Origin of the sequence: Allobosea sp. TWI1241 (genome assembly GCF_039673065.1) — a bacterium.
Lineage (GTDB): Bacteria > Pseudomonadota > Alphaproteobacteria > Rhizobiales > Beijerinckiaceae > Allobosea.
The window spans coordinates 1-11,562 of record NZ_JBDJKW010000014.1; the positions used below are offsets into that span (position 1 = coordinate 1).

Sequence of the window (11,562 nt, forward strand, 5' to 3'; positions counted from 1 at the left end):
CGCCGGGTCCGCGCGGACGGGCCGGCGGCGCGGGATGCGTGACGGCGACGAGCCGGGCGCCAGGCGGCGTAGCGTCGGACGCCGGCACGGCGGCGGCCTGCGGCACATCCGGCGACAGGCTGGCCAGCGCGACGGGCCGCGTCGGCGGCAGCGGGGCCGAGACCGGCTTGCCGGTGATGATGGTCTCCAGGGACGGGCCGGGCAGGTCGCCCGGGCGGCGCGGCGGCAGGGATGCGAGCGTGACGCGCTCCTGCTGCGCCATCAGCGGCACGGCTGAAGCCTCGGCGGCGAGCGCGGCCAGCTGGCCGGCGCCGGCGGGCGGGGCCGGGGGCATCAGGCTGCTCGGGCGGGCCACGGGCAGGGCGGTGGCGAGCGGGGCGGGCCGCGCCGGTTCGGGCGGCGCGACCTGGGCGGGCGCCAGCGCCGCGACCTGCGTCTCCGGCTCCGGCGGGGCGGCCGTGGTCGTGCCGCGGCTCGAACGCTCGCGCATCAGGGCGCGGCCGCCCGGTTCGCTGCGGGCCGGCTGCGGGTTGTAGACGGCGAAGCGGCCGCCGTCATTGGCGTTGCTGTCGCCGCCGGCATAGGCGATGACTGCGGGCTGCTGCGCCGGGGCGCGGCGTCCGCGGCTGTTGCTCGGGCGGGCGTCCGCCTCCTCGTCGTCGCCGCCGAACAGCGCGGCCCAGAAGCCCTTGCCGCGGCCGGAGGCGATGATCGCGCCCTCGTCGAAATCATTGGCGGCGTAGCCCATGACGGAGCCGCCGCCGGCCTGGATCTCGGCGCGCGCCACCTCGTAGCCCGAGAGCGGCTTGCCGTCGGCCGGCAGGTGCACGGTCTTCTCGTCGGGGAAGAGCCGCACCAGCTGCTGGCGCGTCATGCGCGGCCAGGAGCGCACCGAGCCTGCGTCGAGATGCACGAAGGGGGTGTGGGCGTTGGGATAGAAGCCGACGCCGCCGCGCTGCAGCCGCATGCCGACCTCGCGGATGCGGGCGGACGGCGTGTCGGGCAGGTAGAAGTCCATCGCCTTGCCGACGACGTGCTGGCTGTGCTTGGCGACGGCGCGCGAGCGGCGGCGCAGCATCGAATTGGTGCCGGCCGAGCGATAGGCCGAGACGACATGGAAGGGCTGCTCGGAGCCGACGCGCCGGTGAACCTCCCAGGCGAGGTCGAACAGGCGGGGATCCATGCGGATCACCTCGTCGTTGCGCCAGTCGCGCATCGCCCAGTTCAGCTTTTCGAGGGCGTCGGAGACATAGCGCCCGTCGCGCTTGAAGGTGACGGTGGTGTCTTCCTTCAGGTGCATGTGGCGGATGGTGATGGTGCGGGTGTCGCCATTGGCGACCGCATCCTGCGTGCCGCGGACGCCGACGCACAGGAAGCCGACCGCCGCCAGCAGTGTCAGGCCGAAGCGCGCGACCGGGCCCGGGCTGGGCATGGGCCGTCTCTTGGTCGGGGCTATGGACCAGTTCACTCTCGGCTGACCCGTCTCGAAAGCACCGGCGCGCCGGTGCGGTAAACGTGAAGGAACAGTTGCCGAGAAGGCTTAACGGGAGGTTACCGCGGATACAACCATCCCGTCCGTGTCCCGGCCGGATGGAGGCTGGCTAGCGGGGGATCGTGGCGAAACCGTGCCCGCGCCGGAGCGGGGCAGGGTGTCCGGGCGCCTCAGCCGCGTTCGAGGGCGGCGCGCACCAGCCTGTGGAAACCGTAGATGTCGCCGAAGGTGCGCAGGGTGCCGGCCTCGTCGACGACATGGGTCTCGTAGACGAGATGGATGGGCATCGGCTTGGGCAGGCGGATCGTGCGCTCGCCGGAGCCGATCAGCTTCTTCAGGCGCTCCTTGCTCCATTCCGGGCCGAGCACCATGTCGGCCAGCGCGAACGGGTCCTCCACGCGCACGCAGCCATGGCTGAAGGCGCGCTGCTCGGCGGCGAAGAGGCGCCGGTTCGGCGTGTCGTGCAGGTAGACCGCGTGGTCGTTCGGGAACATGAACTTGATCCAGCCGAGCGCATTGCGCTCGCCGGGCGGCTGGCGGACCGAGACGGTGTTCCCCCGGCGCGTCACGACATAGCCGCGCTTGGCGGCGTAGTCGGGATCGCGCGCCAGCCCGGGCAGGATCTCGTTCTTCATGATCGAGGGCGGGATGTACCAGGACGGGTTGACCACGACATGGTCCATCCGGTGCGAGAAGATCGGCGTCGCCGATGCAGCCTTGCCGACGATGACGCGCGCCTCGTGGGCGAGCCGGCCGTCGCGGACCATGCGCATCCGGTATTCCGGGATGTTCACGGTGATGTGGCTCTCGCCAAGATCGGCTGGCAGCCAGCGCCAGCGCTCCATCTGGGCGACGATGTCGCCTTCGAGCCGGGCCGAGCGCGAGGTCGCGAGCGCGCGCAGCGTCTGGTCGCCGAGCACGCCGTCGGCGGAGAGGCCGGCCTTGCGCTGGAACTCGGCGAGCGCGGTCGCGGTCGAGCGGTCGAAGACCTGCTCCTCGCTGGGGCCGAGGCCGAGCCGGGCCCGGATCAGCGGCACGCGCGCATCCTGCATGCCGACGCGCAGCGCCGGGCCGGCGGGAATGCGCACCATCGGCGTCTCGGGCCGGTCGGCGCGCAGCTCGGCGAGCTTGGCCTTCAGCCGGCGATAGCCCTCATGCGGCGGGTTGTAGGCGGCGAGCACCGCGCCCGGATCGGCGGCGCCGGTGATCTCGGACAGAACCTCGGTCGCCGAGGGCAAAGCGAGCGTCGGCGTCAGCATGCGCGAGAGCCGGCGCGGGTCGATGCGGCCGCCGCGGGCGTCGCGGGCATAGAGCACGGCCAGCGCCGAGAGCCGGAGATCAGCCTCCGCGAGCGAATCGCGGTTGCCGGCGGAGATCACCGGCACGGCGTAGTCGTCGGCGCGCAGCCCGTCCTCGGCGGCGTGCTCGAAGCGGGCGATCAGCTGGCGGGCCGGGGCGCTCCAGCGCCCGTCCTCGATCCAGAACGGGCGGTTGTCATGGGCGGCATAGGCGGCGGCGATGTCGGCGCGCTCGCGCGGGGCGAGACGCGGCAGGGCCAGCGCGGTCTCGGCCCTGGAGGCGATCAGGCCGGAAAGCTCCAGCCCCTGCGGGATGGTGACGGCGAACTCGGGAAGCGGCGGCAGCACGATCTCGGGCATGGCCGGCCGGGCGGCCAGCGCGGGGTCGACCGGCGGCAGCTCGGGCACCGGCAGGCCGAGATCCCAGCGCGGCTCGTCCTTGGGCTGGCCGGCGGAGAGGGTCCCGGTGACCAGCTCCTCGGCCTCGTCGGGGCGGGCGGCCTCCTGCGAGGCGATCTCCTGGGAAGGGGCCGTCTGCGGCGCGGCGTCGGCGGTCGCGGTGCTCGGGATGGCGACATCCGTCAGGCCGTCGAGGACCAGCGCCGGCTGCTCCGGCAGCGGCAGAGCGAGATCGACCGGCGTCTCGGCGCGGGACGGGCTGGCGAGCAGCGGCAGGCACAGTGCGAGGGCAGAGACGGTTTCCGCGAGGCGGCGAAGACGCATCAGTTGAATTCCCCAATCCCACCGGCAGGTGCGCGATCACTGCGCGAGCCGGTCCGTTTCGACAAGAGGCCGGGCTGCAACAGCGGCCGGCAATCGTTTCGTCCGCGGCGGTTCCCCGCCGCCGTGGTCCTGCGGCCGCCTCAGGCGGCGTCGACGCCGTTCGAGGGCGGCTCGCCCTCGAACAGGCCGTAATCCTTGAGCTTGCGGTAGAGCGTCGAGCGGCCGATGCCGAGCTTGCGCGAGATCTCCGACATGTGGCCGCGGTAATGGGTCAGCGCGAAGCGGATGATCTCGCGCTCCAGCTCTTCCAGGGTGCGCATGTCGGTGCCGGCGAGCAGGTCGAGCGCATTGGGATCGCGCACCGGCACCTGGATGATTCGCGGCGGTGCCTCGTTGCGCTCCTCGCCGCCGAGCGGGGCGGGGGCGGCGGGGATACGCACCTCGAAGCCGGTCATCTGCGCGGCGATCTGCGGGAACTCCGCGACCGTCAGCTCGTCGCCATCGGCCAGCACCACCGCGCGGAACATGGTGTTCTCGAGCTGGCGGACATTGCCCGGCCAGTCATAGTCGCCGAGCAGGGAGAGCGCCTCGGCGTCGATGCCGCGCAGCTTCTTGCCTTCCTCCGCCGCGAAGCGGGCGAGGAAGCCGCGCGCGAGGTCGGCAATGTCCTCGCGGCGCTGGCGCAGCGGCGGCAGCGTGATCGGAAAGACGTTGAGCCGGTAATAGAGGTCCTCGCGGAATTCGCCGCGCTTCACCTGGTCGAGCAGGCTCTTGTTGGTCGCGGAGATGACGCGGATGTCGACGCGCACCGATTTGCGCCCGCCGACCGGGTCGACCTCGCTCTCCTGGATGGCGCGCAGCAGCTTGACCTGCGCGTCGAGCGGCAGTTCGCCGACCTCGTCGAGGAAGAGCGTGCCGCCATTGGCCTCGACGAACTTGCCGATATGGCGCTCGGTGGCGCCGGTGAAGGCGCCCTTCTCGTGGCCGAACAGGATGGATTCGACCAGATTGGGCGGGATCGCGCCGCAGTTCACCGTGACGAAGGGCTTGCCGCGCCGGTCGCTGGAGCCCTGGATGGCGCGGGCGAGCACCTCCTTGCCCACGCCGGATTCGCCCTCGATCAGCACGGGAATCGTCGACTTCGCCGCGCGTTCGGCCAGGCGCACCACGCGGCCCATATCGGGGCTCTTGCTGGCGAGGTCGCGGAAGCCGAGCTGCCCGGCCGAGCGCCGCTTCATATAGCGGATCTCGTGCTCGAGCGCGCCGAGCGTCAGCGCGTTCTTGAGCGAGACCTGCAGGCGTTCGGCACCGACCGGCTTGACCACGAAGTCGATGGCGCCGGCCCGCATCGCGGTGACGACGGTCTCGATCGAGCCGTTGGCGGTCTGCACGATCACCGGCGTGTCGATGCCGCGCTCGCGCAGGGCGGCGAGCACGGCCAGCCCGTCGCGGCCGGGCATGGTCAGGTCGAGCACCATGCAGTCGATGCGGCGGGTGTCCTCGCCGAGCCGCGCCAGCGCCTGGTCGCCATCCTCGGCCAGCACGACCTCGTAGCCCAGACGCCGGACCATGGCGTCGAGCAGGCGGCGCTGGACGGGATCGTCGTCGACGACGAGGACGGTGGCGGTCATGGATCCTCGGGCAGGCAGGCAAAAACGCTGTTCCGTTTCGGGGCACTGTCCGGGAGAAGGGTTAAACCGCGCTTAAGCCGGCGGGCGCGGCGAATGCGCCCTGCGGGCCGGCCGGCGTTGATCGCGGGCGCCGCGCCGCGCATATGAGAAGGCCAGAGCTTACCAGCACCGTCCGAGGCAAGACCGCATGACCCGCCCCGTCGACCGCCCCGCCATCCTGCGTGCCGCCCAGTCCGGAGGCGGAGCTGCCGCCCTGGGCGCGCTGCCGGAATGGGATCTCAGCCATCTCTATCCCGGCACCGATTCGCCGGAGTTCGCCGCCGATCTGGCCCGTGCCGCCGAGCAGGCGCGCGATTTCGCCGCCCGCTATCGCGGCAGGCTCGCCGGCCTGGCCGAAGGGCCGGGCGCCAGCGCAGCGCTGGCCGAGGCGGTGAAGACCTATGAGGCGCTGGAGGATGTGGTCGGCCGGATCATGTCCTATGCCGGTCTGGTCTATGCCGGCGACACCACCGATCCCAAGCGGGCGAAGTTCTACGGCGACACGCAGGACAAGGTCACCGCGATCTCGACCGACCTGCTGTTCTTCGGGCTGGAGCTCAACCGCATCGACGCGGCGCTGCTCGCCGCGGCGGCGGGGACCGCGCCCCTGTCGCACTGGAAGCCCTGGCTCGACGATCTCGCCCGCGACAAGCCCTACCAGCTCGAGGACCGGATCGAGCAGCTCTTCCACGAGAAGTCGGTGACCGGCCATGGCGCCTGGAACCGGCTGTTCGACGAGACCATCGCCTCGCTGCGCTTTCCCGTCGGCGGCGGCGAGGAGCAGACGCTGGAGCAGACCCTCAACCGCCTGCAGGACGCCGACGGCGCCGTGCGCAAGGAGGCGGCCGAGGCGCTCGGCACGGTGTTCCGCCGCAATCTGCGCACCTTCGGGCTGATCACCAACACGCTCGCCAAGGACAAGGAGATCGCCGACCGCTGGCGCGGCTTCGCGGACGTCGCGGATTCGCGGCATCTGGCCAACCGGGTCGAGCGCGAGGTGGTCGATGCGCTGGTCGCGGCGGTGCGCGAGGCCTATCCGCGGCTGTCGCACCGCTATTACCGGCTGAAGGCGCGCTGGTTCGGCCGCGAGGCGCTGGACTACTGGGACCGCAACGCGCCGCTGCCGCAGGTCGAGCAGCGCACGATTCCCTGGGAGGAGGCGCGCGACACGGTGCTCTCCGCCTATGGCGCCTTCTCGCCGGAGATGGCCGGCATCGCCCGGCGCTTCTTCGACGAGCGCTGGATCGACGCGCCGGCCCGGCCGGGCAAGGCGCCGGGCGCCTTCGCGCATCCGACCGTGCCGTCGGCGCATCCCTATGTGCTGGTGAACTACCAGGGCAAGCCGCGCGACGTGATGACTCTCGCCCATGAGCTCGGCCATGGCGTCCACCAGGTCCTGGCCGCGCCGAACGGCGCGCTGATGGCGCCGACGCCGCTGACGCTCGCCGAGACGGCCAGCGTGTTCGGCGAGATGCTGACCTTCCGCAAGCTGCTCGACGAGACGGTCGATCCGCGCCAACGCAAGGCGATGCTCGCCGCCAAGGTCGAGGACATGATCAACACGGTCGTGCGCCAGATCGCGTTCTACTCCTTCGAGCGCAAGGTGCACGAGGCGCGCCGGACGGGCGAGCTGACCGCCGAGGATCTCTGCGAACTCTGGCTCAGCGTGCAGTCGGAGAGCCTTGGGCCGGCGATCCGGCTCGGGCCGGGATACGAGACCTTCTGGGCCTATATCCCGCACTTCATCCACTCGCCCTTCTACGTCTACGCCTACGCCTTCGGCGACTGCCTGGTGAACTCGCTCTACGGCGTCTACCAGAACGCCGCGACGGGCTTCCAGGAGCGCTATTTCGCGCTGCTCTCGGCCGGCGGAACCAAGCATCATTCCGAGCTTTTGAAGCCCTTCGGCCTCGATGCGCGCGATCCGGCCTTCTGGCAGATCGGCCTCACCATGATCGAGGGGCTGATCGCCGAGCTGGAAGGCATGGCATGACGCCGGAGCGGGCCGCGTGAGCCAGGAGGTCTTCGACCGGGCGCTCTATCGCCGCCGCCTCGGGGCGGCGGTGGGGGCGGGCTATCCCGATTTCCTGCTGGCGCGCTGCGTCGAGGATCTCGACGAGCGGCTGTCGGCGGTGCTGCGCCGCTTCGCCTGCGCCGCCGATCTCGGCACGCCGCTGCCGCTGGCGCTGCCGGTGCTGGCGATGCGCGCGGACGCCGTGCTGCGCCTGGCGGAGGCCGGCGCGCAGGGTGACGATCGCGCCGGCGACCTCGAGGCGCTGCCCTTCGCCGAGGGCTCGCTCGACCTCGCGGCCTCGCTGCTGGCGCTGCACGCGGTCAACGACCTGCCGGGCGCGCTGGTGCAGATCAGGCGGGCGCTCAGGCCCGACGGGCTGTTCATCGCCTGCCTGCTCGGTGGCCAGAGCCTGACCGAGCTGCGCCAGTCGCTGCTGGCGGCCGAGGTCGAGGTCACCGGCGGGGCGAGCCCGCGCGTCGCCCCCTTCGCCGATCTGCGCGATCTCGGCGGGCTTTTGCAGCGGGCCGGCTTCGCGCTGCCGGTGATCGACAGCGAGGCGGTGACGGTGCGCTATGGCGACATGTTCGCGCTGCTGCGCGACCTGCGCGCCATGGGCTGGGCCAATGCGTTGCACCAGCGCAGCCGCAAGCCGCTGCGGCGTGCCGTGCTGATGCGGGCGGCGCAGATCTACGCCGAGCGTTTCGCCGATGCGGACGGGCGGCTGCGCGCGAGCTTCGAGATCGTCTGGCTGTCCGGCTGGGTGCCGCATGAGAGCCAGCAGAAGCCGCTGCGCCCCGGCTCGGCCAAGATGCGGCTGGCGGATGCGCTGGGCGTGGTTGAGGCCGGCGCGGGCACAGCCGAGGGGGAGAAGCGATGAGCGGCAAGCCGGTCAGGCTGGGGCGCGGGGATTTCCGCGTGTTCAGGACGATTTCGACGCGATGGGCCGACAATGACGTGTTCGGCCACGTCAACAATGTCGTCTACTACAACTGGTTCGACACGCTGATCACCGGCTGGCTGATCGAGAACCGCTTCCTCGACATCGCCGCCAGCGAGATCGTCGGCCTCGTCGCAGGCACGCGCTGCGACTATTTCGAGAGCGTCGCCTTTCCCGAGACGGTGGAGGCGGCGATGGCGGTCGAACGGCTCGGGCGGAGTTCCGTGACCTACCGGATCGGGATTTTCCGCGAGGGCGGGCCTGTGACCGTGGCGCAGGGGCTGTTCACCCATGTCTATGTCGCGCGCGGGCCGCAGACGCCGGTGCCGATTCCGGCGCCGCTGCGCGAGGCGCTGGCGCGGCTGCAGGTCGGCTAGGCGGCCGTCGCGATTGTCTCCGGGCCGGTTTTCGGGCTATTGCCCCGGCTCGATCCGAGCGCAGAGCTCGCCCCGTCCGTAGGAACAGGCCGCGTGATTCCCAACGAGATCAAGATCACCCCGCAGCTGGTCGCCGAGCACGGGCTCAAGCCCGACGAGTATCAGCGCTTCCTGCACCTGCTCGGCGGCCGCGAGCCGACGATCACGGAGCTCGGCATCGTCTCGGCGATGTGGAACGAGCACTGCTCCTACAAATCCTCCAAGCTGCATCTCAAGACCCTGCCGACCAAGGCGCCCTGGGTGATCCAGGGCCCGGGCGAGAACGCCGGCGTCATCGACATCGGCGACGGGCTGGCCGTGGTCTTCAAGATGGAGAGCCACAACCACCCGTCCTTCATCGAGCCCTATCAGGGCGCGACCACCGGCGTCGGCGGCATCCTGCGCGACGTCTTCACCATGGGGGCCCGGCCGATCGCGGTGCTCGACGCGCTGCGCTTCGGTGATCCGAGCCATCCGAGGACGCGTCACCTGGTTTCCGGCGTGGTCGCCGGCATCGGCGGCTACGGCAATTCCTTCGGCGTGCCGAATGTCGGCGGCGCCACCGGCTTCCACAGCCGCTATGACGGCAACATCCTGGTCAACGCCATGGCGGTCGGCCTGGCACGGGCCGACGAGATCTTCTACGCCAAGGCCTCCGGCGTCGGGAAGGCGATCGTCTATCTCGGCTCCAAGACCGGCCGCGACGGCATCCATGGCGCCACCATGGCCTCGGCAGCCTTCGGCGAGGGCGCCGAGGAGAAGCGCCCGACGGTGCAGGTCGGCGATCCCTTCGCCGAGAAGCTCTTGCTGGAAGCCTGCCTCGAGATCATGGCCGCCGGCCATGTCGACGCGATCCAGGACATGGGCGCCGCCGGCCTGACCTGCTCGGCCGTCGAGATGGGCGCCAAGGGCGATCTCGGCGTCGAGCTCGACCTCGATGCGGTGCCCTGCCGCGAGGAGGGCATGAGCGCCTATGAGATGATGCTCTCGGAGAGCCAGGAGCGCATGCTCATGGTGATCAAGCCGGGCCATGAGGAGCCGGCCGAGGCGATCTTCCGCAAATGGGGGCTCGACTTCGCGGTCGTCGGCAAGACCACGGACAGCCTGCGCTTCGTCGTGAAGCACCAGGGCGAGACCATGGCCGACCTGCCGATCAAGGAGCTCGGCGACGAGGCCCCCGAATACGACCGGCCCTGGATCGAGACGCCGAAGCCCGCGGTGATCGCGGCCGACAGCGTCACCCCGCCGGTCCCGGCCGGCGAGGCGCTGCTCAAGCTGGTCGGCTCGCCCGATCTCAGCTCCAAGCGCTGGATCTGGGAGCAGTACGACACGCTGATCCTCGGCAATTCGGTGGTGGTGCCCGGCGGCGACGCCGGCGTGGTGCGCATCGAGGAGGGGCCGAAGGGCCTCGCCATGGCCGCCGACGTGACCCCGCGCTATTGCGAGGCCGATCCCTTCGAGGGCGGCAAGCAGGCGGTGGCGGAAGCCTGGCGCAACGTGACCGCGGTCGGCGCCACGCCGCTCGCCATCACCGACAACCTCAATTTCGGCAATCCGGAGCGGCCCGAGGTGATGGGCCAGTTCGTCGGCTGCATCAACGGCATCGGCGAGGCCTGCCGCGTGCTCGACTTCCCCGTCGTCTCCGGCAATGTCTCGCTCTACAACGAGACCAACGGCGTCTCGATCCTGCCGACCCCCACCATCGGCGGCGTCGGCCTGATGCAGGACGTGACGCGCCACGCCACCGTCGCCTTCAGGGCCGAGGGCGAAGCGATCGTGCTGATCGGCGACACGCAGGGCTGGATCGGCCAGTCGGCTTGGCTCGCGACCGTCTGCGGCCGCGAGGAGGGCGCCCCGCCGCCGGTCGATCTCGCGGTCGAGCGTCGCAATGGCGATTTCGTGCGTGCCTTGATCCAGTCCGGCCGCGTCGCCACCTGCCACGACCTCTCGGATGGCGGCCTCGCGGTCGCGCTGGCCGAGATGGCGATGGCCTCGGGCATCGGCGCCAAGATCACCGCGCTGCCGCAGGGTGCGGCGCATGGCGCGCTGTTCGGCGAGGACCAGGCCCGCTATCTGATCGCCGTGCCGGCGGAGGCCGCAGCGGCGGTGGTCGCCGAGGCGAAGGCGGCCGGCGTGCCGGCGCAGGAGATCGGCCGCACCGGCGGCGCGGATCTGGTGCTCGGCGGCGAGGCCACGGTCTCTGTTGCGGCGCTGCGCGGCGCGCATGAGCGCTGGCTGCCCGACTACATGGCCGGCAAGAATTTGGCCGGCAAGGCCGGCTGAGGAGAGATGCCATGGCGATGGAAGCGAGCGAGATCGAGCGCCTGATCAAGGCGGGGCTGCCGGATGCGGTGGTGGAGATCCGCGATCTCGCCGGCGACGGCGACCATTACGCCGCGACGGTGACCTCGGCGGCGTTCAAGGGCAAGTCGCGGGTGCAGCAGCATCAGATGGTCTATGCGGCCCTGCAGGGCAATATGGGCGGCGTCCTGCACGCCCTTGCGCTGACGACGGCCGCTCCCCAAGATTAGAACCGTTCATTCCTGCGGGCCTTGAACCCGCGTCAGGAGCCAGATATGACCGATATCAATGCCCGCATCGACGCCGAGGTGAAGAGCAGCGACGTGGTGCTCTTCATGAAGGGCACCCCGCAATTCCCGATGTGCGGATTCTCGGGCCAGGTCGTCCAGATCCTCGATTATGTCGGCGTGCCCTATAAGGGCGTCAACGTGCTCGAGGACCAGGAGATCCGCGAGGGCATCAAGGCCTATTCCAACTGGCCGACCATCCCGCAGCTCTATGTGAAGGGCGAGTTCGTCGGCGGTTGCGACATCACCCGCGAGATGTTCCAGGCCGGTGAGCTGCAGGCCCTGCTGGCCGAGAAGGGCATCGCCGTGAAGCAGGCGAGCTGAGCGCCGCGCGGGCTCACCCCCGCGCGCGACGGCGAAACGACGAAGGGCGGTGCCGATGGCGCCGCCCTTTTTCGTGGTCCCGAGCGGGTGAGCCGCGTTC

At 70.9% G+C, this 11,562-nt stretch carries 9 protein-coding genes; 6 read left to right on the plus strand and 3 right to left on the minus strand.

The window, feature by feature from the left end; translation table 11 throughout:
• The 3 genes from ABE438_RS16425 to ABE438_RS16435 form a co-directional block, all read right to left on the minus strand.
• A partial coding sequence (locus ABE438_RS16425) for a peptidoglycan L,D-endopeptidase MepK (protein WP_346503733.1) occupies positions 1–1,432 on the minus strand: 1,432 nt, incomplete at its 3' end.
• Between the two features lie 230 nt (positions 1,433–1,662).
• Positions 1,663–3,513, minus strand: a complete 1,851-nt coding sequence (locus ABE438_RS16430) for a L,D-transpeptidase family protein (RefSeq protein ID WP_346503734.1) — start codon at positions 3,511–3,513, stop codon at positions 1,663–1,665.
• A gap of 140 nt (positions 3,514–3,653) precedes the next feature.
• Positions 3,654–5,144, minus strand: a complete 1,491-nt coding sequence (locus ABE438_RS16435; protein ID WP_346503735.1) for a sigma-54-dependent transcriptional regulator — start codon at positions 5,142–5,144, stop codon at positions 3,654–3,656.
• Positions 5,145–5,331: 187 nt separating this feature from the next.
• Here ABE438_RS16435 and ABE438_RS16440 point away from each other — a divergent pair, with 187 nt between their 5' ends.
• The 6 genes from ABE438_RS16440 to grxD all read left to right on the plus strand — a co-directional run bounded on the left by ABE438_RS16440 (position 5,332) and on the right by grxD (position 11,462).
• Positions 5,332–7,176 carry a M3 family oligoendopeptidase gene (locus ABE438_RS16440; RefSeq protein ID WP_346503736.1) on the plus strand — a complete coding sequence of 615 codons (1,845 nt, stop codon included), beginning with the start codon at positions 5,332–5,334 and terminating at the stop codon, positions 7,174–7,176.
• A gap of 16 nt (positions 7,177–7,192) precedes the next feature.
• Positions 7,193–8,074, plus strand: coding sequence for a methyltransferase domain-containing protein (locus tag ABE438_RS16445; protein WP_346503737.1), 882 nt, complete (start codon positions 7,193–7,195; stop codon positions 8,072–8,074).
• Positions 8,071–8,511, plus strand: a complete 441-nt coding sequence (locus ABE438_RS16450) for an acyl-CoA thioesterase (protein WP_346503738.1) — start codon at positions 8,071–8,073, stop codon at positions 8,509–8,511. Before ABE438_RS16445 ends, ABE438_RS16450 begins: the two co-directional genes overlap by 4 nt.
• Before the next feature lie 93 nt (positions 8,512–8,604).
• Positions 8,605–10,833: a phosphoribosylformylglycinamidine synthase subunit PurL gene (gene purL / locus ABE438_RS16455; protein WP_346503739.1), complete on the plus strand. Its 2,229-nt coding sequence runs from the start codon at positions 8,605–8,607 to the stop codon at positions 10,831–10,833.
• 11 nt (positions 10,834–10,844) lie between these two features.
• Positions 10,845–11,081, plus strand: a complete 237-nt coding sequence (locus ABE438_RS16460; RefSeq protein ID WP_346503740.1) for a BolA family protein — start codon at positions 10,845–10,847, stop codon at positions 11,079–11,081.
• Between the two features lie 45 nt (positions 11,082–11,126).
• Positions 11,127–11,462, plus strand: a complete 336-nt coding sequence (grxD, locus tag ABE438_RS16465) for a Grx4 family monothiol glutaredoxin (protein WP_346503741.1) — start codon at positions 11,127–11,129, stop codon at positions 11,460–11,462.
• The last annotated feature ends 100 nt before the right edge of the window (positions 11,463–11,562 follow it).

What these genes read in the sequence shown, in the direction of transcription:
- ABE438_RS16450 (WP_346503738.1), top strand. Translation starts at nt 8,071, where the DNA reads ATGAGCGGCAAGCCGGTCAGGCTGGGGCGCGGGGATTTCCGCGTGTTC.
- ABE438_RS16435 (WP_346503735.1), bottom strand. Translation starts at nt 5,144, where the DNA reads ATGACCGCCACCGTCCTCGTCGTCGACGACGATCCCGTCCAGCGCCGC.
- grxD (WP_346503741.1), top strand. Translation starts at nt 11,127, where the DNA reads ATGACCGATATCAATGCCCGCATCGACGCCGAGGTGAAGAGCAGCGAC.
- ABE438_RS16440 (WP_346503736.1), top strand. Translation starts at nt 5,332, where the DNA reads ATGACCCGCCCCGTCGACCGCCCCGCCATCCTGCGTGCCGCCCAGTCC.
- ABE438_RS16460 (WP_346503740.1), top strand. Translation starts at nt 10,845, where the DNA reads ATGGCGATGGAAGCGAGCGAGATCGAGCGCCTGATCAAGGCGGGGCTG.
- ABE438_RS16430 (WP_346503734.1), bottom strand. Translation starts at nt 3,513, where the DNA reads ATGCGTCTTCGCCGCCTCGCGGAAACCGTCTCTGCCCTCGCACTGTGC.